At 64.8% G+C, this 21,396-nt stretch carries 20 protein-coding genes; 12 read left to right on the forward strand and 8 right to left on the reverse strand.

Features of this window, described 5'->3' with window-relative positions; translation table 11 throughout:
- Positions 1-17 precede the first annotated feature (17 nt).
- The 7 genes from SMD14_RS05320 to SMD14_RS05350 all read right to left on the reverse strand — a co-directional run bounded on the left by SMD14_RS05320 (position 18) and on the right by SMD14_RS05350 (position 7,799).
- Positions 18-992: an ABC transporter permease gene (locus tag SMD14_RS05320; RefSeq protein ID WP_321215592.1), complete on the reverse strand. Its 975-nt coding sequence runs from the start codon at positions 990-992 to the stop codon at positions 18-20.
- Entirely contained in the window at positions 967-2,592 is a 1,626-nt protein-coding gene (locus SMD14_RS05325; protein ID WP_321215593.1) for a sugar ABC transporter ATP-binding protein, read from the reverse strand. The genes SMD14_RS05320 and SMD14_RS05325 overlap by 26 nt, the downstream gene beginning before the upstream one ends.
- 1 nt (position 2,593) lies before the next feature.
- Complete coding sequence (locus tag SMD14_RS05330; protein ID WP_321215594.1) at positions 2,594-3,754, reverse strand: substrate-binding domain-containing protein; 1,161 nt, start codon at positions 3,752-3,754, stop codon at positions 2,594-2,596.
- Between the two features lie 165 nt (positions 3,755-3,919).
- The gene (locus tag SMD14_RS05335) at positions 3,920-4,801 is read right to left on the reverse strand and encodes an alpha/beta hydrolase (protein ID WP_321215595.1); all 882 of its coding nucleotides are present in this window, start codon (positions 4,799-4,801) and stop codon (positions 3,920-3,922) included.
- Positions 4,802-4,850: 49 nt separating this feature from the next.
- Positions 4,851-6,005 carry a substrate-binding domain-containing protein gene (locus SMD14_RS05340; protein ID WP_321215596.1) on the reverse strand — a complete coding sequence of 385 codons (1,155 nt, stop codon included), beginning with the start codon at positions 6,003-6,005 and terminating at the stop codon, positions 4,851-4,853.
- A 113-nt stretch (positions 6,006-6,118) separates the two neighbouring features.
- Positions 6,119-6,607: a hypothetical protein gene (locus tag SMD14_RS05345; RefSeq protein WP_321215597.1), complete on the reverse strand. Its 489-nt coding sequence runs from the start codon at positions 6,605-6,607 to the stop codon at positions 6,119-6,121.
- Between the two features lie 121 nt (positions 6,608-6,728).
- Complete coding sequence (locus tag SMD14_RS05350; protein ID WP_321215598.1) at positions 6,729-7,799, reverse strand: LacI family DNA-binding transcriptional regulator; 1,071 nt, start codon at positions 7,797-7,799, stop codon at positions 6,729-6,731.
- Positions 7,800-8,116: 317 nt separating this feature from the next.
- On the opposite strand from SMD14_RS05350, the gene SMD14_RS05355 reads away from it, so the two are divergent.
- Positions 8,117-8,494 carry a VOC family protein gene (locus SMD14_RS05355; protein ID WP_157238837.1) on the forward strand — a complete coding sequence of 126 codons (378 nt, stop codon included), beginning with the start codon at positions 8,117-8,119 and terminating at the stop codon, positions 8,492-8,494.
- 46 nt (positions 8,495-8,540) lie between these two features.
- Here the strand turns inward: SMD14_RS05355 and SMD14_RS05360 are convergent, their stop codons facing one another.
- Positions 8,541-9,287: a haloacid dehalogenase type II gene (locus tag SMD14_RS05360; protein WP_321215599.1), complete on the reverse strand. Its 747-nt coding sequence runs from the start codon at positions 9,285-9,287 to the stop codon at positions 8,541-8,543.
- Positions 9,288-9,331: 44 nt separating this feature from the next.
- Here SMD14_RS05360 and SMD14_RS05365 point away from each other — a divergent pair, with 44 nt between their 5' ends.
- The 11 genes from SMD14_RS05365 (at position 9,332) to SMD14_RS05415 (ending at position 21,370) form a co-directional block, all read left to right on the forward strand.
- Positions 9,332-9,952, forward strand: a complete 621-nt coding sequence (locus SMD14_RS05365; RefSeq protein ID WP_321215600.1) for a flavin reductase family protein — start codon at positions 9,332-9,334, stop codon at positions 9,950-9,952.
- A gap of 83 nt (positions 9,953-10,035) precedes the next feature.
- Positions 10,036-12,882, forward strand: a complete 2,847-nt coding sequence (locus tag SMD14_RS05370) for an FAD-binding and (Fe-S)-binding domain-containing protein (RefSeq protein WP_321215601.1) — start codon at positions 10,036-10,038, stop codon at positions 12,880-12,882.
- 25 nt (positions 12,883-12,907) lie between these two features.
- Entirely contained in the window at positions 12,908-13,588 is a 681-nt protein-coding gene (locus tag SMD14_RS05375; RefSeq protein WP_321215602.1) for a GntR family transcriptional regulator, read from the forward strand.
- Between the two features lie 128 nt (positions 13,589-13,716).
- A complete protein-coding gene (locus SMD14_RS05380; protein ID WP_321215603.1) occupies positions 13,717-14,463 on the forward strand; it encodes an SDR family oxidoreductase in 747 nt (248 codons plus the stop codon).
- The gene (locus tag SMD14_RS05385) at positions 14,456-15,142 is read left to right on the forward strand and encodes a carboxymuconolactone decarboxylase family protein (RefSeq protein ID WP_321215604.1); all 687 of its coding nucleotides are present in this window, start codon (positions 14,456-14,458) and stop codon (positions 15,140-15,142) included. The genes SMD14_RS05380 and SMD14_RS05385 overlap by 8 nt, the downstream gene beginning before the upstream one ends.
- Positions 15,139-16,158 (forward strand): TAXI family TRAP transporter solute-binding subunit, encoded by a 1,020-nt coding sequence (locus SMD14_RS05390; RefSeq protein WP_321215605.1) that lies wholly within the window; start codon positions 15,139-15,141, stop codon positions 16,156-16,158. Before SMD14_RS05385 ends, SMD14_RS05390 begins: the two co-directional genes overlap by 4 nt.
- Before the next feature lie 6 nt (positions 16,159-16,164).
- Positions 16,165-16,680 (forward strand): hypothetical protein, encoded by a 516-nt coding sequence (locus tag SMD14_RS05395; protein WP_321215606.1) that lies wholly within the window; start codon positions 16,165-16,167, stop codon positions 16,678-16,680.
- Positions 16,677-18,782 (forward strand): TRAP transporter fused permease subunit, encoded by a 2,106-nt coding sequence (locus SMD14_RS05400; protein WP_321215607.1) that lies wholly within the window; start codon positions 16,677-16,679, stop codon positions 18,780-18,782. The genes SMD14_RS05395 and SMD14_RS05400 overlap by 4 nt, the downstream gene beginning before the upstream one ends.
- The gene (locus SMD14_RS05405; protein ID WP_321215608.1) at positions 18,779-19,684 is read left to right on the forward strand and encodes a dihydrodipicolinate synthase family protein; all 906 of its coding nucleotides are present in this window, start codon (positions 18,779-18,781) and stop codon (positions 19,682-19,684) included. Before SMD14_RS05400 ends, SMD14_RS05405 begins: the two co-directional genes overlap by 4 nt.
- An 11-nt stretch (positions 19,685-19,695) precedes the next feature.
- Entirely contained in the window at positions 19,696-20,457 is a 762-nt protein-coding gene (locus tag SMD14_RS05410) for an SDR family oxidoreductase (RefSeq protein ID WP_321215609.1), read from the forward strand.
- Positions 20,458-20,473: 16 nt separating this feature from the next.
- The gene (locus SMD14_RS05415) at positions 20,474-21,370 is read left to right on the forward strand and encodes a fumarylacetoacetate hydrolase family protein (protein ID WP_321215610.1); all 897 of its coding nucleotides are present in this window, start codon (positions 20,474-20,476) and stop codon (positions 21,368-21,370) included.
- Positions 21,371-21,396: the final 26 nt, after the last annotated feature.

The raw sequence follows: 21,396 nt of genomic DNA on the forward strand, positions 1-21,396 counted from the left end.
CTCCTTTGCGAGTTCCGCTATTTCTTACTGAGGGACACTGCGGCGATGATGATGGCGCCCTTGATGATTTGCTGCACCGAGGAATCAACGCCCATGAGGACCAAGCCATTGTTCATCATGCCGATAATCAGGGATCCGGCAAGGGCTCCGATGACAGTTCCCCTGCCGCCGAAGAGGCTGACTCCACCGAGGATGACCGCGGCGATGACGTCCAGTTCCAGACCGACGCCGACGTCTGGGCGGGCGGCGTGGGCGATGCCTGTGAACAGGAGCGAGGCCACGCCGACGAGGGCGCCGGTGATGACGAATGAGAGAATCACGGTGCGTTGGGTCTTGACGCCGGTGAAGCGTGCTGCCTGGGCATTACCGCCGGTGGCGAAAACCCGAAGCCCGAAGACACTCTTGTGAAGGAGCATAAAGCCCAGGGCAACAATCACGACGGTCCAGACTACGGCGATGGGAACGCCGAGGATACTGCTGTCGCCGAAGATGCTGAAGTAGGGCCGGTTGGCGATGATCACCGGGCGGGTGTCAGTAATGAGCAATGCGATACCACGGGCGACGCCAAGCATGCCCAGCGTGACTAGGAAGCTGGGAATTCCCAGCTTCACGGTCAGGAATCCGTTGACGAATCCGAACACGACACCGACCGAGATGGCTGCCAGGGCACCGAGCACCCAGAAGTTCGAGACGTGCTGGAGTGCCAGGGCGGAGGCCATTCCGGAGAGCGCGAACACGCTGCCGACGGAGAGGTCGATTTGGGCGTTGACAATGACCAGCGTGACTCCGACGGCGATGATGGACACGATCGCCGTTTGTCGGCCCACATTGGCGAAGTTCTGCACGCTGAAGAAGACGGGAGAGGCAATGGAGAAGAAGAGCACCAGACCCACGAGTGCGATGTAAACGAAGTATTCGCGGATGAGGTCCAGGGGAGACCGGCTGCCCCATTGCGGCCTGGTCAGGCTAATGCTGTTGGTGATCGCGCTCATGGCTCTCACGAACCCTTTCATTGAGTCTTGAATAAATGTATTGATCTGTCATGTCCGGCGTGACCTTCTCCGGCTCGCTCATGGATGTGGACGTCATGAAGTAGATTTCGTCGCAGAGCTCCTGCAGTTCGACGAAGTCGGACGAGGCGACGATGATCGCCGCTCCTTCTTCCGCGAACCGGTGGATGACCCGGTAGATCTCCTGGCGGGCGCGGACATCCACGCCCTGGGTCGGTTCGTCGAGAAGCAGGAGGTGCATGCCAGGCTGAAGCCATTTGGCGAAGACGACTTTCTGCTGGTTGCCGCCGGACAATGTCTGGACGGGGCTGTCGATCGAGTTCGTCTTTACCTGCAGCGTCTCTACGAGTCCGCTGATCAGTGTCCGTGCTGCCCGGTTATCGACGAGGCCGCCCTTGCGCAGTGACTTGTAGTGGGCCAATGCGAGGTTCCGATGGATCGAGTGCTGCATCACGAGGCCCGACCGGTGCCGGTCCTCGGGAACGAGAGCTACTCCTGCGCTGAGCGCCTCCCAAGGGTGCTTGAAACGGACTGTCCGACCATTGAGCCTGATTTCCCCGGCGGTGCTGCGGCGCATGCCGCCGATCGTTTCCAACAGCTCGGTGCGGCCGGTACCGATCAGACCGGCGATGCCGATAATACGCCCCGCCTCAGCAGTGAAGCTGATGTCCGAGAAGCGGTCCCCGGTGAGTTCGGTTACCTGGAGTTTCGGCCCGCCGGAGGAGTTGGCCAGCAGCTCAGGGTGCGCGAACCGGTCAAACGCCTCCTTCGGAGGACCGGGCTCCTGGGGTTCAGCGCCCGTGATCTCGCGGACCAGCGCGCTCATCTCCAAATCGGCAACGTCGGCGGTCAGGACCTTCCTGCCGTCTCGGATGATCGTTACCCGGTCGGCCAGCTCGAAGACCTCCGTTAAGCGGTGGGTAACGTAGATGATGCCCACCCCTGACTTCTGGATGTCGCGGATGCTGTTGAACAGCAGTAGCTGGTCTGCTTTGGTCAGCGTAGAGGTGGGTTCGTCCAGGACCAGGACCCGGGCGTCCCGATGGACGGCCTTGGCGATCTCGACAAGCTGGCGGGAGGCGACCGAGAGGTTCTCGACCAATTCCCCGGGCGGCAGGTGCAAACCCAGCGAGTCGATGAGTTCCTGGGCGACGGCGTTCATCTTCTTCTTGTGCACCATCCCGAAGGCGTTGTGCAGCTCGTTGCCGAGGAAGATGTTCTGCGCCACCGAGAGGGACGGGACCAAGCTGAGCTCCTGAAAGACCGTCGCGATGTCCGATTGGACGCGTTCGCGCCCGTCCACCTCGACAAAACCTTCATCCTGAGGCTGGACGCCGTCGAGGATCTTTATCAACGTGGACTTTCCGGCCCCGTTGGGCCCCAGCAGTGCGTGGACCTCGCCGGGACGTAGATCGAAATCGACGTCCTTCAGCGCATAGACTCCGTTGAAAGCCTTGCTGACACCACGCGCCTGGAGCAGCGGCATGCTTTTGCCCTGTCCGGCGCCGCTGGCTTCCGCCGCTTCAGTCGCGGTGGTCATACCTGTGTCATCGATTGCTGTTTGCTTGCTGATGTTGGCCATGTCATTTGTCTCCGCACAGTCCCGAGGTCGCGCACGCGTCGAGGACTTCCTGGGGCGGCTTGGAATGGAAGATCTCCTCGTACTTCTGCAGGAGGTTTCCCGGTGTCACTGCGACGGAGGGAAGAGCGACCCACGCCGGAACCTCGTTGCCGATCAGAGCATGCGCGGCTGCCCTGCCCTCCGCGACTCCCTGGTTGTAGGGCTCCTGGGCGCCAATGGCTTTGATGTAGCCGCCACTGGCCATTTCGACGGCGACTTCCGTGCCGAGGTCGATCGTTGTGATCGGGACGTTGACGCCGGCGTTTCGGAGGGAGGCGACCGACTGCATGGCCGGTGAATCCCAGATGACAAATAGCCCGTTGACGTCAGGGTTTGCCGTCATGAAATTGGCGGCCGCTGGCCCGACGGCGTTGGTGTCCGTGAAGCCGACTTCCTTGATCTTCACGTCCGGGCGGTTCTCCTTGAACCATTCCTTAACTCGCTGCGTGCGCTGGTTCGTGGTGTAGAAATCGACTGCAAAGTCGACGATGCCGGCTGTGCCGTTCTCCGGGATGAACTCCGACAGGCCGGCAGCGGCAATCTGGCCGTTGCCTTGGTTGTCCGGAGCAATCACCGCTTGGTATTCGGTGGGGTATGAGAGCCCGGAGGCAGGCATATGGATGAAGACGAGTTTGATGCCGGATTCCGCGACCTTCTTGTAGGTCTGGGCGGTGGCGACATCATCGGTGGGGATGCTGATGATCAGGTCCGGCTTCTTGGTGATCAGGTTCTCAAGGTCTGCAATCTGTTGCTGGACTTTGAACTTTGCATCCGTGACCCCGACGACCTCAACGCCGAGTTCGCCGAGCGTCTGCTGGATGCCTTCGATCGTCAGCCGGGACCAATCGATGTCCATGGTGTTCATGGAGATGCCGACGGAGAACTTGCCCTCGGCCACCTTCTTTTTGTCCTCATCGCTGAGCTTGAGGGCGTCCGCGAGGGCGGGTTCCTCCCCGTTCTTGCCCTTGCCGACGATTCCGGTGGGGGAGATCGATGCGGCGTCGACGGCAATGGAGTCCTGGGATGTTGCGCTGCTGCCGGCGTCGCTGGAACAGCCGGACAACGAGATAGCGATCGCGGTGAGCAGCCCGGCCGCTGCGGAAAGCGTCTTTCTGCGTGTCATGACAGTGGTCCTTCTGATGGCCAGGGAAGCCGGCGGGCGGACTTCACCTGAGGGAATGAAAAGTGAGTAAGGGGAGTGATGCCGTCGGTTTGTCGGACATCCCCGATCGGATGCGGGGATGTGCGCGGGACAGCCGGGCGGCCGCCCCGCGCACGTGTGTTGCTCTTATTCCTTGAAGAACTGCAGGTACGCCTCTGCGAGAGCCTCTGGATCCTCTTCCGCCAACTGGTGGCCCCAAGGCAGGATGACGCCCCGCACATCCTCAGCAACTTCGCGCATCTGCCGCTCGTTGTCCGCCCCGATGAAGTACTCGCTTCCCACGGCCAGGACGGGCATGGTGAGCTTGGTCTTTGCCGCCTCACGGTTCTGCTCGGCATCCTCGAGGGTGGCCCGGTAGATGGCGAACATACTCCGGAGGCCGCCGGGCGAGGAGTAGCAGCGGACGTACTCGTCCAGTGCGTCAGGGGTGATCGCCTGTGGGTTGTGCGTCTCGTGCTTGATGAAGTAGTTGAAGTACTCCCGCTCCTTACCGGTGATCAGCAACTCGGGGAAGTCCGGCACGTTGTAGAAGTTGATGTGCCAGAGCCACACGTAGGTGCTGACGTTCTCCTTTGTCAGGAATGAGTAGTCCTCAAGTCCGAAACCGGGGAGGATCATCTCCTGGTAGACGAGTTTCTTCACCCGCTCGGGGTACTGGGCGGCGACCTGGTAGGCCGTGGAGGCTCCCCAGTCTTCCCCGACGAGGTAGAAGGTCTCGTAGCCCAGGTGCGTGGCCAGCTGGGCAATGTCTTCGGCCATGTTTTTCATGTCGAAGCCGCTCTGGGGGTGTTCTGAATCGCCCAGACCTCGGAGATCGGGTGCAATGACGGTGTAGTAGGGGGTCAGCAGCGGGATGACGCGGCGCCAGTGGTAGGAGGTTTTCGGCACGCCGTGCAGCAGGAAGAGGGGTTCACCTTCGCCGGCGATGGAGTAGTGGAGCCTGACTCCGTTGACGAATGCTCGTCCGTGCTTGGCCGGTACGCCGTTGTGGTCCTGAATGATGTCCATGATTTACAGCTCCTTGTTCTATTGGTACTTGTGGGTTTGGTAGGAGGGCTTACGCGCAGCCGTCGGTCGACTTGCAGGCCTCAATGAGCTGGCTGGGGGGATCCTGGTGGTAGACCTGCTTCCACGCGTCGAGGACGTTGTTCTGCAGAACCGGCACGGCCGGGAAAGCGAGCCAGTTGGGAGCGGTGCCACCCAACAGGACCTTGACGGCCATGTCGGCCTCGGCAAGGCCTTGGTCGTAGGGGACCTGGGCACCGAGAGCCTTGATGTTTCCTCCGGTAGCGAGGTCGGCCGCCACATCCGAGGCGATGTTGACCGCGGTGATTGGCATCGTCTTGCCTTGGGCCCGCAGCGCCTGATCAATTCCCACAGCCGGGACTTCCCACTCGGTGAACATTCCCTGGACATCGGGGTTCGCCGTGAGGAAATTGCCGGCATCCTTGCCGGAGTTGGCCGGATCCAGGAACTCGGCAACCTTGATCTTGATGTCGGGGCGGTTCTCCTTCATCCAGTCGACGAAGCCCTTCATGCGTTCCTTCGTCACGAAGAAGTCGACACCGAAGTCGAGGACGCCCACCGTACCGCCCTCGGGTATGTACTTGGCCAGCGCCTCAGCGCAGACGGCGCCGTTGCCCTGGTTGTCCGAAGAGACCATGCCCTGGTAGTCCTTGGGGTACTCCAGCCCCGAGGGCACGTTATCCATCATGATGAGTTTGATGCCGGCGGCACCTATCTTGCGGTACGCCTCGGCCGTCGCTGTGTCGTCCACTGGGATGCTGATGATCGCGTCCGGCTTCAGTTGGATCATGTTCTCGATGCTGGACACTTGCTTTTGGACGTCGAAGTTGGGATCGGCCACCCCTATGACCTCGGCGTCGTATTTCTTAAGCCGCTCGGTGATGCCCCGGACCTGCTCGGTGGACCACTCGATGTTCATGGTCTGCATGACGATGCCGACCCGGAACTTCTTCTGCTTGGCTTGGTTGACTTCTCCCTCGGTGAGCTTGATGTCGTCGAGGGTCCCTGACTTCACGCCCTTCGGACCGAGGCCGACGATGTCCTCAGGCACCAGGTCTGCTGCCTTTACCTGGGCCAGCGGATTCTCAGCGCCACCGGGTGCTCCCCCCGTGTCCGAGGCGCACCCCGCCAGCAGCGAAGCCATTGTGGCCAGGGCAAGGGCCCCGGCGGTTACTGACTTTCTCATTCTCATTTTCCCTTCAGTTGATGGACGGTGACCCCGATTGGTGCCCTTTTTGGGCATGACATTTCACGGTGTGTTGGGTTGTTGCTGCTATTGGGTAACTGAGGAGCGACGGCTCAGGCGAGGGCGGTCGCCAGAGCAGGGGGCAGCGGGGACAGGACGAGCCCTCCCGCGGCCGATGCTGCGCGGATGGCGGCTGCCTTGTCGGAGGCATTCAAGAACATTTCCGCGTGGGGCCTGTCCAAGAAGAGGCCCACGGAGCAGGGTCCGTAGTGGGCCTGAACCCACCGGACGGTCTGGCCCGCCATTTCCCCCAGGTCCCCCCGCGGCTCAACGGCGCCGCTGTCCACGGTCGTCACCGACACGGGCGTGCCCGAAGAGTCAACAGAGACGACCAGGCTTGCCCACAGGACGCCAGCTTCGAAGACGCCGACGACAGCCGTGGAGTGTTGGGGGATGAAGACCTGGATGCCGAGCGCGACGTCCTCGCCCGTGCAACCCGTCTCTCTGAGGAGTTTTTCGACGTGCGCCCAATGCTCTGCGCCCAGGTTGTGTAGTTCGACGTCGGGGCGGAGCGCGAGGACCTGCAGGATGTTTTCACCCATTTTGCGCTCCTTCCTCTTCGTCGAGTCTGATCACCGTGATCGTTTACGGTCTAACCATCGTGAACGTTTACGGAGAACGTGTCAAGAGTCACAGGAGAAAGATCTTCAAAAGTTTCAGAAGCTAGCTGGGCCGGCTGATGGCAGGGGCGGAGCTCATGCGGACAACCAGCGTGGGCGGGCTGGGGGTACGGTCGACCTCGCGGCCGTCGATTGCGCCCAGGAGAACCTCGATGCTGGCATCCGCGAGGGAGGTGAAATCCTGTCGGACTGTTGTGAGTGGAGGCAGGAAGTAGTCCGATCCCTCGATGTCGTCGAAACCGACGATGCTGACGTCCTCCGGGACGCGCACACCTTTTTCAGCAAAGGCCCGGATGACGCCCAAAGCAGTGTGATCGCTGGCGGCGACAATAGCTTGGGGAATGTTGCCCTCCTCAACCAGTCGCAAGCCTGTCTCGTAGGCCCATTTCGGGCTCCAGTCGCCCTCCAGGCAGAGTCCGGGGAGCAGGCCCGCATCTCGCAGAGCCGCCTCCCACCCCCGCTTGCGGACCCGCCCATCAAACCAGTCCATGGAGCCTGCCAGATGGGCGATGTCGGTGTGACCCAGTTCGATAAGATGTTCGGTCGCCAGGCGCGCCCCCAGCTCCTGGTTTTCGGAGTATGTGAAGACGTTTGGTGTCGATGAGGCCCCCGCGGCGATCATCTCGACTGGAACCCGGACCGAGGCGCTCCAGACTGCCGAGGCCATTGACACCATCGGCGCGATAACGATGATTCCGTCCACGCCGATGTCGTCCAGGGTGTCCAGAGCCTTCTGCACGGAGTCCTCGTAAGGCACCTCGACTGTCACGACGGTGGTGGAGTAGCCCTTCTTCCGGGCGGTGTTTTCGAGGGCCATCAGCGTGCCCACCGGTCCGAAGCGCGGCGAGCCGTCAGTGAGAATCCCAATGGACGTCGATCGGCTGGTCACCAAGGTGGTGGCTGCGCGGTTGCGGCGATACCCGATGTCCTTAATGATTTGCAGTACCCGTTCACGGGTTGCAGCATTGACATCCGGAGCACTGTTAAGGACCCGCGATACGGTCCCGTAGGAGACGCCGGCGATGCGCGCAACATCGGTAATGTTCGGCTTGCGGGGCGAAGATGACCTGGGCGGTCTTGCCTCGGCGTCTTGTTGCCCCACTACTCCTGCCACGGACCCTCTCCTCTCTGCCCATCGATCCTCAAGGGGAAGGCTGGCTGCGTGGTCAAGCCTACAGACTCACGAAGTGCAAGCTGCGACTATTTGGCACACGAACCACGGAATGTGCACAAATACCAAGCGGTAAAAGGGAAGCCGATCCTCAGCAGGAGCCTGCCTGTGGGGACGAACAGCCTGGCCCATTTTTGGCGGGCTGACCCTCGAAGGGTTCAAGTCCGGGCTTCGAGGGCTCCATCATGCGTTTGACAGGCTTGTTTCGACAAGAGCGGGGTTGCTGACTGTGCGCCCGGGACCTCCGTACACTGGGGGTCATGGTCTCCCGTATCAGCGAACTGGTCCTCAACTGCGCCAATCCGGAACTCCTGGCAGGGTTCTGGAACGATGTCCTCGGCTATGTCGAGCTCGGCCGGGAGGACGGTGCCATCGAGATCGGCCCGCCGGACGCCGGGTTCGGCGGCCTGCAGCCCACCATCATCCTGAGCCCGAGCAGCAATCCGCGGACCGGTCGCCTCCCCCTGCACATCGACGTCAACCCCGTCGACCGGGACCAGGACGCCGAGCTGGAACGCCTGCTTGCCCTCGGGGCCCGCCCGGCCGACGTCGGGCAGGCAGGCGACGAGCCGTGGCACGTCCTGGCCGACCCTGAAGGCAACGAGTTCTGCCTCCTGCGCAAGCGGCTTGATGCCTGATCCGGCCCGGAGCTAGACCGGCAACCCTTCAGCAGTTTGAGCCGGGTCAGGCTCCGAGCCGGTCCGCCAGCTCCGGAATGCTCGACGCCGAAAGGTCCCAGTCGCTCTCCGGCGTCAGATCCGCAGCCTGGCCGGGGCCGTGTTCGGTGGGGCGGGCGATGAACGCAGTCGCCAGACCGGCCTCCCGGGCAGCACGCAGGTCGTTGTTGTGGGCGGCCACGAGCATCACGGCACCCGGTCTGAGGTCCAGGAACTCCGCAGTCCGAAGGTAGGCCGCGGGCAGCGGCTTGTAGGTGCGCGTCATGTCCGAGCCGATGATCACGTCCCACGGAAGGCCGGCGTTTCTGGCCATGTGCAGTAACAGCGAGGTGTTGCCATTGGAGAGGGGACCCACGATGTAGCTGCGGCGCACGGCGGCCAGGCCTTCCACGCTGTCCGGCCATGGGGGCAGACGGTGCCAAGACGTGTTCAACTCCTCCAGGGTTCCTGCGTCCAGCCGGTCCGGATCGAAGCCGTGATGGCGGAGCACCTGGTCCAGGTTTTCGCGGTGGAGTGTGTCCAGGGTGGCGAATTCGCGGGATCCGGTGCGGATCGCCTCCATTGCCGGCTGGTAGAGGGCGCGCCAGTCATCGGCGAACGCCTCGGCGTCGAGATCCTGTCCATGTGCCGCGGCGAAGGCGGCCGCTTGCCGGGCGACGCCGGTGCGCCAGTCCACCACCGTGCCGAAGGTGTCGAAGAGGACGGCGCGCACCCCGCACCCGGTTGACGGTGAACGGTATGGCTGGAACGTCATATCCTCTCTCCTTCCCAAACTTCCCTGACCGCTAGTCTGGCAGTATGCGCACTGATTTCGATCCCGCAACCATGTCCGCCGGTGATTTCTACCGGCTGCTCACCGCGGTGGTGGTGCCCCGGCCCATCGCCTGGGTATCGAGCGTCTCGCCGGAGGGCGTTGACAACCTGGCCCCGCACTCGTTCTTCACCGTGGCGTCCACGAATCCGCCCATCGTGCAGTTCACCTCGGTGGGGGAGAAGGATTCGCTCCGCAACATCACCGAGTCCAAAGAATTCGTGGTGAACCTCGCCCCGGCAGCGCTGCTGGAGGAGGTCAACGCCACCGGCACCAATTTTCCGCCCGATGTCAGTGAGTTCGACGCCGCCGGCCTCACCCGGGAGCCGAGCCTCACCGTGGCTGCGCCGCGGGTCAAGGAATCGCTGGCGGTGCTCGAATGCCGCCTCCATTCCGTCCTGCCGATGGGGGATTCCACGCTTGTTTTCGGCGAAGTGACGCACGCAGCGGTGAGTGACGAGGTGCTGGACGGCAGCCACCCTCGGATTGACCTGCTGGAGCCGCTGTCCCGGCTGGGGCTGGACGAGTGGGGCACGCAGAGTACCGTCCAGGAACTCAAACGGATCCGGCTCAAGGACTGGCCGGGGCCGTTCCGCCCGAAGGCCTGAGACCCGCCGAACAAAGGTGTGCGCGGGCGATTCTCCCGTGCGGCAGCTAGAGACCCTACCGCCCAATGAGGAGCATTTCGGCCGTGACCCTGAGTACACCGATCCCGCTACAACCCACGCATGCGATTGTCGCTGAGCTGCGCACCGTGCTCGAGGGAACCGCGGATGACTCCTCGCTGGCCAGGGCACAATACACCACAGATGCCTCCAACTTCCGGGTGGTCCCCGAAATCGTGGTGCTGCCCAAGACCCGCCGGGACGTCGAGGAGGCAGTGGCAATCGCACGGAAACACCGCATGCCCGTTACCGTACGCGGCGGCGGCACGTCCTGCGCCGGGAACGCCATCGGCCCGGGCATGGTCCTGGACGTGTCCCGTTACATGAACCGCATCCTTGCCATCGACCCCGAAGCGGCCACCGCCGTCGTGGAACCCGGAGTGCTGCTCAGTGACCTTCAGGATGCCGCTGCCCCGTTCGGGCTGCGGTTCGGTCCGGACCCTTCGACAGCAACACGCTGCACTATCGGCGGCATGATCGGAAACAACGCCTGCGGACCGCACGGACTCTCCTACGGGCGCACCGCGGACAACGTTGTGTCAATGACCTGGCTGACAGGTTCGGGGGACATTGTCACCGCAGGCTCGGGCACGGACGCCCTGGAGGCCGTGCCCGGGCTGGCCGCCTTCGTGGCGGAAAATATGGCCGTTCTGAGGACCGAATTCGGCCGGTTCGGCCGGCAGATCTCCGGGTACTCGCTGGAGCACCTGCTGCCCGAGAAGGGGCACAATCTCGCGGCTGCCCTGACAGGCACAGAGGGGAGCTGCGGAATACTCCTCGAAGCGGAGCTCAGGCTCGTTCCGAAGGCGGCGGCCCCTGCCTTGGCCGTGCTTGGCTACACGGATATGGCAACCGCCGCCGATGACGTTCCGGCACTGCTGCCGTTCCGCCCGCTGGCACTGGAAGGGCTGGACGCGAAGCTCGTCGACGTCGTGCGCCGGGCGCACGGCCCCGCCAGCGTCCCGGCGCTTCCCGCCGGCGGCGGCTGGCTGATGGCCGAGCTCGGCGGCGCCACCGCAGAAGAAGCCGTTGAGTCCGCCGAGAACCTGGTCGCCGCCTCCAAGGCGGATGCTGCCACGGTGCTGCCCGCCGGCCCTGAAGCCACCCGCCTCTGGCAGATCCGTGCGGACGGGGCGGGACTGGCCGGCCGCACCGCTTCAGGGGAGCAGGCCTGGCCAGGATGGGAAGACTCTGCCGTCCCGCCGGAGAGGCTCGGCAGCTACCTCCGCGGCCTGGAACGGCTGATGGGTGAGGAAGGGCTTTCCGGACTGGCTTACGGCCACTTCGGCGACGGGTGCGTTCACGTCCGCATCGACTTCCCGCTGGACGCCAACGGGGTGGTCATGCGCCGCTTCCTGGAGCGCGCCGCGGCCTTGGCAGTCGGGCACGGGGGATCGCTCTCGGGCGAACACGGCGACGGCAGGGCCCGCTCGGAATTGCTCCCCACCATGTACAGCCCCGCAGCACTTCGGGCAATGAGTGATTTCAAGGCCCTTTTCGATTCGGAAGACCTGTTCAACCCCGGTGTCGTAGTCCGGCCGTCGCCCCTCGACGCTGACCTGCGCCGGCCACAGGCGCTGTCCCTGCGCGCCAGTGACGGATTCGCCTTCGCCCACGACGACGGCGACATCACCAAAGCCGTACACCGCTGCGTGGGGGTCGGAAAATGCCGCGCGGACCTGCGCTCCCAGGGCGGTTTCATGTGTCCGTCCTATATCGCAACCCGGGAGGAGAAAGACTCCACCCGCGGCCGGGCACGGGTACTCCAGGAGATGCTGAACGGCGGCGTGGTGACCCTGGGCTGGTCCTCGCCGGAAGTGCACGACGCACTCGACCTCTGCCTTAGCTGCAAAGCCTGCGCCAGCGACTGCCCCACCGGCATCGACATGGCCATGTTCAAGTCCGAAACGCTCCACCAGACCTACCGGGGACGGTTACGTCCGCTGAGCCACTACACGCTGGGGCGCCTTCCCCAATGGCTGCGCCTCTCCGCCCCGGTGGCGCCCCTGGTCAACCTCGCCGGGCGCCTTCCGCTGCTGCGGGAGACCATTATGGCGCTGATGGGGGCCGACAGCCGCAGGTCCTTTCCGCAGCTGCCCCGTGCCCCGTTCAGGAAGACGAAGGTGGGCCGGAACCGCAGCCATGGCCGGAAGGGAGGACACAAAGTCCTGCTTTGGGTCGATTCATTCTCCGACGCGCTGGCGCCCGAGGTGGCGCGCGACGCCGTCGAAGTCCTCGTGGCCGCCGGCTGCGACGTGGAGATCGCCGGCCCCGGGGCATGCTGCGGACTGACGCTCATCTCCACAGGACAGCTGACGGCCGCGAAAGCGAAGCTCCGCGCGACGGTAGACCTCCTCCTGCCGCATACCAAGGCCGGCCGGACGGTGGTTGGGCTCGAACCCAGCTGCACGGCGACGCTGCGCTCGGACCTGGTGGAACTCCTGGCCGGCGATCCCCGCGCCGCGCAAGTGTCAGCCGCCGTGAAAACTGTCGCTGAATTCCTGGCCGGGATCGACTGGACTCCGCCGCCCGCCGCGGAAAGGCTCCTCGTCCAGCCGCACTGCCACCACTACGCGGTGATGGGCTACGCGGCCGATGAGGCCCTGCTGGCAGCCATGGGATGCGACGTGGAAACGTCTGCCGGCTGCTGCGGGCTGGCCGGCAACTTTGGCATGGAAAAGGGGCACTACGACGTGTCCGAGAACATCGCGCGACGGGGGATTCTCGCCAAAGCAGAGTCCTTGCCCGATTACGGCATCATGGCCGACGGCTTTTCCTGCCGCACCCAGGTCCGCGACCTGGCCGGACTGGAGAGCCGGCACCTGGTCCAAGTCATCGCGGACGCCCTGCGCGCCACTAGAATTCAGGTGTGAAAGCAGATGCGATTGCGGTGGCGGGATGAGCGAGGACGCCGCGAAAGAGTTTAGGCGCCCTCCCACTGCGCAGGCTTTCGTCCTTACCGAGCTGCGGCGCGCAATCATCGCTGGGGATTTCCTTCCCGGACAGCCGCTCCGCCAAAACACGCTCGCCGAGCGGTTCGGCGTCAGCAGGGTTCCCGTCCGCGAGGCATTCAAGGTCCTTGAAAGTGAGGGCCAGGTGGTCTACGAGCCCCACCGCGGCCACAAAGTGGCCAGCCTGTCGCTCGCGGACCTTTTGGAGGTCTACCGGCTCAGGCAACTGCTCGAATCAGAGGCTGCACGGGTTGCCGTCAAAAACCGGAGCGACGGCGTACTTGCGGCGATGAGGGTGGCCGCCACTGACGTTGAAACGGCCAGCGCGGCCGGCGATCTGCTCAAGATGACAGAGGCGAACCGCCGGTTCCACTTCGAACTGTTGGCAGCGGCGCGCATGCCCCGCCTGGAACGGATCGTCCAGGTCCTGTGGGACGCGACCGAGGCTTACCGGTTCGTCTACTACGGGTCTGAACATAACCGGGCCACAGTGGAGCGCGAACACGCCCGCATTATCGAGGCTTATGCGGACTCGGACGCGGAGCTGCTTATCGGGCTGCTGGACGAGCACCGTGAGCACGCAGTGGATGCCCTCCGGACATTCCTGGACGCCCCCGGCCGCCGATAACATAACGGTTGTGTGACGCGGGTTACAGCCGGTCGGGATATTGGATACAATATACGAATGGTCTCCCGAACCCTCCGCAATGATGCGGACTTCAACGCAGCCGTGGCACAGCCGGCCAGCGAAACATCGTGGCGTCCGTGAATGACTGGCTCGGATTGAACGGTGCCCGCGTTCTGGTGGCAGGCGCCGGCGGAATCGGGAGCGCCTGCATCGAGGAATTCATGGCAGCCGGGGCGAACGTGCTCGCGGTTGACCGTGACCAGGCCCGGCTGGCTGCGCTTGGTGAGGGCGTCGTAACCGAACAGGTTGACCTCACTTCCACGGCCGGCTGCGAGGACGCCGTCGCCGCGGCCCGGGAACGGCTCGGCGGACTGGACGTTCTGGTGCACTCCGTCGGCATCAACCGTCGGACCCCGATCCTCGACACTGAGGATGAGGACTGGAGCCGCATCCTCGAGATCAACCTCACCAGCGCCTTCAAGCTGGGCCGTGCAGCCGGCCGCGTCATGGTCCAGGCCGGCTTCGGGCGCCAGATCTACTGCTCATCGGTCTCAAGTATCCTGGCGCACCCCGACCACGGTCCCTACGCAGCCAGCAAGGGCGGCATCAACCAACTGGTCCGGGTCATGGCCCGCGAATGGGCCTCCAGCGGAGTCACGGTAAACGCCATCGCCCCAGGCTACGTGGACACGGAACTTACCAAGGCGCATCTGGACCAACCCGGAGTGCGCCGCCACTATACCTCGATGGTCCCTGCCGGACGGCTCGGAACGGTCCACGACCTTACCGGTCCTGTTGTCTATTTGGCGTCCCGCCAGGCGGCGTTCGTCACCGGTCACGTCCTGTACGTGGACGGGGGAAGGACCCTTGTCTAAATCGGTCCACGAGGAAGTCAGCCCCGCCGCACCCCGGGGCGGCCGCTTTCCCCTCCTCGCCCCGCCTGAACTCTCGGACCAGCAGCGCGACTTGTACGTCGCCATCGCAGGCCCGCCGAGGGGAAATGGGCCATTTTCCATCGTCGACGAAGGCGGCTGCCTTACCGGCCCCTTCAACGCGCTGTTGTACTCGCCCGCCATCGGAAGCGCGGTGCAGGCCTTGGGCGCCGTCCTGCGCTTCGGCGGATCACTGCCGGACCGCACACGGGAGCTGGTCATCTGCGCCGTCGCCGCGGAACTGGAATCCGCCTACGAATGGTACGCGCACAGCCGGGTCGCCACGACTGTGGGCGTCAACGCCACCGAACTGCAAAAGCTGCACGACGGCGAATCCCCGGACACGCTGTCGGCGGACGAAGGCGCGGCGCTGGGCCTGGCGCTTGCCCTGCTGCGGGGCACCGCCGTCGGCGAGGACGTCCATGCGGCGGCCCTCGAACACTTCGGACACAGCGGCATCACGGAGCTTTCGGTGCTGGTGGGCTACTACCGCCTGCTGGCAGGCATCCTCGCCGCCGGCGATGTTCCCGTTCCGCCAGCGGCCACCGGAGAACCGCGCACAAGACCGGCCCACCTTCATTCAGCCAACACCATCATCACTACCCAGGGAGAACAACCATGACCGCAATGACAACTCCGGCCCGGAGACGCGTGCACCGCCTCTGGGCGGCAGCAGCGCTTGTACCGGCAATTTTCCTGACCGCCTGCGGCAGCCCCGCTCCCAGCGGCGGCGGGGGTGGAGGCGGTGGTGCGGCCGGCGAGGGCGGCACGTTGTCCATCGCCACGGGCGGCACCGGCGGGGTCTACTATCCGCTGGGCGGCGGCTTCGCCACCGTGATCCGGGACAACGTCAAGGGCTATGACGCCACTGTGCAGGAAACGAACGCTTCCGTGGACAACATGCTGCTGCTCGATAACGGCTCCGCCCAGCTCGCCTTCTCCGTGGGTGATGTGGTGTCCGATGCCGTCAAGGGCGAGGGTGAATTCAAGGGAAAACCCCTGGAGCTTTGCTCTCTGGGCAACATCTACAACAACTTCATGCAGGCCGTCACCGTTAACGACAAGGGGATCAAGAACGTCAAGGACATGGCGGGCAAGGTCATCTCGGTCGGCGCACCAAGCTCCGCTACCGAGGTTGGGGCGCTGCGCGTCCTCGAGGCCGCCGGAATTGATCCGACCTCCGGCATCCAGCGCCGCCAGCTCGGAGCGGCGGAGACCGTCGCCGCCCTGCGCGACGGAACGATCGACGCCGGATTCTGGTCCGGAGGGCTGCCCACCGGCGCGCTGATTGACCTGGCCGGCGACGGCGACATGAAGCTGCTTCCGATCGGTGAGTACGCGGACCCGCTCGCGCAGAAATACGGGGCCTACTACGTGAAGAAGGACATCCCTGCCAACACCTATGAAGGCCAGACCGAGGCCGTCCCGGCGATCGCCTCGCCGAACATCCTGGTGGCGAGCAAGAAGATGGATCAGAAGTTGCAGCAGGACATCACCACCGCCCTCTTTGACAACAAAGAGGCGCTGGTCAAGGTCCATCCCGCAGCCGGCGAAATGGATAAGGCCACAGCAGGGACAGTTCCCTTCGTGGAGACCTGCCCAGGTGCGAAGGCCTACTTCGACAAGGCCGGAAGCTAGCACCCCGTGCCTAAGCCAGCCGCCGCCGTCGTCGGACTCGTCTGCCTCGGCATGCTGGGCGCAGGCGGAATAGCCGTGGCCGGCGGGCCGGTGGAACCCCACCGTGCCCGTGCCATCGTGATCAGCAAGGACGGCGGCGTGCTGGCCAGCATTCCCCTTGCCGGGGACACGTTCGCGGTGAGCTACCGCAACTCCCTCTACGGCACCGCCGCTGAAGAGCGGTACACCGTCCACGACGGCGGAAGCTACCGCCTGACGCAGCTGGCCGCCGACCAGCTGGCGGTGCTTGAAGAGTATTACGCCGTTCCCGGACCGCCGTCGGCGGCCGGGGGCGGCGACCGCCGGGAATGGGTGGCCGACCCTGATCCGGCGCACCCGGCGGAGTTTAGCCGGCTGTCACTCGCAGCAACGGATCTGGGCCACCGCACGGTGTACGTCCCGGGCGCCCCGCCGCTTGAACTATGGAAGTTAGTCGAAGACAGCGACCCGTTCGTTGTGCTATCCCTCAAGGAGACCCCATGACCGACAATCCTTACGGCAACGGCGCCGTTGAGGCACGCAAGGCGCCCGAGCCCCCGCGGCACTCCGTGCGGAGGGATGCGGAGGAGGATGTCGCCGGCCCCCGGGACAAGGAAGCCGGCCCTCAGGACAAGGAAGGGGTGATTGATGAAGAGGCGCTGATCGCGGAGTACGAGGCGGAGAAGCCTGCCCGCCATCTGAACGGGATACCCGGCACTGTGATACACGCCATCGGTGCGGCACTGTCCCTGTTCAGCCTGTACTGGGTCTTCAACCCCATGCCCACCCAGTTCTACCTGCCCGCGTTCCTGATGATCGGGCTGCCCCTGACGTTCCTGGTCTACCGCGGGTGGGGCCGTTCCCCTGCGGCCAAGGCGTCCGGACGCTCTGACAACCCCCACATACTCGACTGGCTGCTCGCCGCAGTCGCGGTAGTTCCGTTCGCCTACATCATCTCGGACTGGGACGGCTTTTTCCGCCGCGCGATCACACCCACCTACCTTGACCTGATCATGGGCGTCATCGCGATCCTGGTCACCCTGGAGGCATCCCGCCGGACGGTGGGCATCCTCGTCCCGGTGGTGGTGATCTGCTTCTTCGCGTACGCGGCGTTCGGGTCCTTCGTCCCTGCCCCTTTCAACACCGCCTCCTTCAACTGGATCCGCCTTGTTGGCCACAACGTCATGGGGACGCAAGGCCTGTTCGGGGTCCCCACCGACGTCGCGGCGTCATACATTATTCTTTTCACCATCTACGGCGCCGTTCTGGGCGCCTCGGGCGCCACGAAATTCTTTATCGATCTCTCGTTCTCCGCCTTCGGACAGTCGAAGTCGGGCCCCGGCCGGACCGTGACGCTTGCCGGCTTCCTGCTGGGCACCGTGTCGGGTTCCGGCGTCGCCACCACCGTGACCCTGGGCGGCATCTCCTGGCCGCTGCTGCGCAAGGCCGGCTACCCGAAGGAATACGGCGGCGCCATCCTGGCTGCTGCCGGCATCGGCGCCATCATGTCCCCGCCCACGCTCGGTGCCGCAGCCTTCATCATCGCCGCGCTGCTTGGAGTCTCATACCTCCAGGTGCTCATCTGGGCCACCATTCCCACGGTCCTCTACTACTTTGGCATCATCCTCGCCATCGAAATGGACGCCCGGCGGTTCAAGACCCGGGCGGTGGATTTGGAGGTCAAGCGGGTGGGCAAACTGCTGCTGCGGTTCGGATACCACTTCAGTTCCCTTGTTGCGATCGTGGTGTTCATGGCCATGGGCATGACACCTTTCCGGGCCGTGGTGTTCGCCACCGGTCTCGCATTCGTGCTCAGTTTCCTGGACCGCCAGTCCTGGCTGACGCCCAAGCGCATCTGGGACGCGCTCGCCACCGGTGCCATGGGCGCCCTGTCCGTGATCCCGGTGATGGCGGCCGCAGGCCTCATCGTCGGAATCATGACCCTCACCGGCCTGGGCCTTAAGCTCGCGAACATCATCGTGGACTTTGCCGGCGGCAGCCTGCTCCTGACCGCCATCTTCTCCGCAATCTCCGTAACCCTCCTGGGACTTGCGGTGCCGGTGACGGCAAGCTTCATCATCTCGTGGGTGATTATCGGACCGGCGCTGCAGGATGTCGGCGTTCCAGCCTTCGCGGCCGCCATGTTCATCTTCTACTACTCGGTGCTTAGCGAGGTGTCCCCGCCCACTGCACTCTCGCCCTTCGCGGCGTCGGCCATTACCGGCGGCAAACCCATCAAGACGATGTGGCTGACCTGGCGGTACACACTGTCGGCGTTCCTGGTTCCGTTCATCTTTGTGCTGTCTGACGACGGCGTCGGGCTGCTCCTGCAGGGTGGTCCGGGGACGATTGCACTGGCGTTCACCGTGTCGCTCTTGGCTGTGGCCTCCCTCGCCGTGGCAACCGGGGCCTGGCTGATCGGACCGGCCCGCTGGCCCGAACGGGTCCTGCTGGGCGCCGGGTCACTGCCAATGCTGGTCATGGAGCCCCTCTACATCGGCATCGGGGCAGCCATCATCGCCGTGGGCGTCCTGGTACATATCCTCGGGCTTCGGAAACACCGCACAGACATGGTCACTGGCCGAAAGGACAAGGCACCACTATGACCACACCGATCCAGCACCTCGCTCCCGGGCTCTGGGGCGTTCTGGCCACACCGTTCAGCGGAACCAATTTCGCCGTGGACACCCACTCCCTGCGCCGCGAAGTGCAGCTTTACACCGCGATACCGGCAACCGGAATGGTGGTGCTTGGCGTCTTCGGCGAGGGGGCATCCCTCGATGCCGGGGAGCAGGCCCTGATTGTGCGCACCGTCGCCGAGGAGGCCAAGGGGGCGCCCCTGGTGGTGGGCCTCTCAGCCCGGTCAACGGCCGTCGCGCTGGAGCAAGCCCGAACCGCGGTTCAGGCGGCGGGCAGCAGCCTTGCGGCACTTATGGTGCAGGCCAGCAGCTCCGATCCGGAAGTGCTGGCAGCCCACCTGACCGCCGTGCACCGCGCCACGGGCGCGGGAATCGTGCTGCAGGACTATCCCGTGGCGTCCGGCGTGAACATCAGCGCATCGCAGATCCTTGAGGTCCTCGCGCAGTGCCCGTTCATCGTGGCCGTGAAGTCGGAGGCGCCGCCTACGGCCTCCGCCATTGCCAGGCTGACGCGCGCCACGTCCGTTCCCGTGTATGGCGGACTCGGGGGAGTGGGACTGCTGGATGAACTGGCCGCCGGAGCTGCCGGTGCCATGACCGGATTCTCGCATCCCGAGGGTCTCCAGGCCGCGTTGAGCGCATGGGCCGACGGCGGCTTCCGCGCCGCCCGCGAGGCCTTCGCCCCGTGGCTTCCCCTGGTGAACTTCGAGGCCCAGCCCGGCGTCGGGCTGGCCCTGCGCAAGGAAGTGCTGCGCCGGCGCGGCATCATCGCCGAATCCATCGTGAGGCCCCCCGCGCCGAAGCTGCCGCAGGAACTGGCTGATCTGATCGATGCCCACCTCGACGCCATCCGGGTGGTGACTTCCTGATGGAGACCGGTTTGAAAGGAAAAAACGTCCTGGTTCCGGGCGCAAGCTCAGGCATCGGCCTCGCCGTCGCCCGCGCGTTGGCGGGGGAAGGGGCAAACGTTGTGTTGGCCGCGCGGCGCGGGGACCTGGTCCGGGCGGAAGCTGCCCGGCTGGATTCCGCCGTCGGCATCGGCATTGACCTTACGGACGACGGCGCCCCGTCAGCCCTGGTGGAGGCAGCGGCGGAGGCCTTTGGCCCCATCGATGTGCTCATCCTCAACAGCGGCGGACCGCCTCCCGGCGGTGCTGCGGACGTCTCCGCTGAACAGGCCCTTGAGGCTGTGCACCAGTTGCTTCTGCAACACATTCGACTCATCAACCTGGTGCTTCCGGGCATGCGGGAGCGCGGGTGGGGGCGCGTGGTGGCAGTGGGTTCGAGCGGGGTGCAGCAGCCGCTGCCCAACCTGGCGTTGTCCAACGTCGGACGGGCCGGGCTCGCCGGGTACCTGAAGACCCTGGCGGCGGAGGTGGCAAAGGACGGCGTGACCGTCAACATGGTGCTCCCCGGCCGCATCGATACCGACCGCGTTGGCTCACTGGACGCAGCGGCTGCCAAACGCACCGGCCGCACGCCGGAGGAAGCGAGGGCGGTCTCGGAGGCAACGATCCCCGCCGGCCGGTACGGCACGCCCGACGAGTTTGCCGCAGTGGTGACCTTCCTCGCGAGCGGACCGGCATCCTACGTGACCGGGGAACAGATCCGCTGCGACGGCGGACTTGTCCGTTCCTACTAACCGAAAGAACAATTCCATGACTTCCCGCGTCCTTCATCTGTGCGCCATCCGCGACGGATCCACCCCCGACGGGGCCAACCCCCGGCAGGCCCGCGAAGAGGCGGCCGTAGTCCACCCGCAGCGCGGAGCCGCCCTGGTCCGCGACCTGCTCCCGGGCTTTACCGGCGACATCCTCGACGTCCTCACCGGAGACCTGCTCGGGGAGCTGGAAACGGCCGCGGCCAACGCGGACGACGCCGTCTTCCGCGACCCGGAGCACGTCACCTTTGGCGCGCCGTACCGTCACCCCCGCATGCTGTGGGGGATCGGGCTGAACTACGTGGAGCACGCCTCCGACCTGACCGAAGCCGTGCCCGACGAGCCGGCCTCGTTCATCAAGGGGGACCATACGGTCATCGGCCCGGACGAGAACATTCCGATCCCGGAGCAGAGCCAGCGCACCACCACCGAAGCGGAGATCGCCGTCGTGATCGGCCGGTACTGCCGCAATGTCGAACCGGAGGATGCACTGTCCTATCTCGCCGGCGTCGTACCGGTCCTGGACCAGACCGCGGAAGACATCCTGCAGCGCAATCCGCGGTTCCTCACGCGCTCCAAGAACTTTCCGGGGTTCTTCTCCTTCGGCCCCCGGATCGTGCCCCTCGCCGAGGTGGAAGAGGCCGCCGGTTCCCTGGCCGAGGTCACGGTATCCACCGTGGTCAATGGGGAGGTGCGCCGCAGCAACACGGTGTCGCACATGCGCTACGACCCGGCCTACCTGATCAGTTTCCACAGCAAGGTCATGCCACTCTTCCCCGGAGACATCATCTCCACCGGAACCCCCGGAGCCGTGCATATCGAACCCGGGGACGTCGCCGAATGCCGCGTGTCGGGGCTCGGAACCCTCAGCAATCCCGTGACCGCCTCCAACTGAGCCTGCAGAACCACAACATAAGGAGG

This window comes from Pseudarthrobacter oxydans, from assembly GCF_034258515.1.
Taxonomy (GTDB): Bacteria; Actinomycetota; Actinomycetes; order Actinomycetales; family Micrococcaceae; genus Arthrobacter.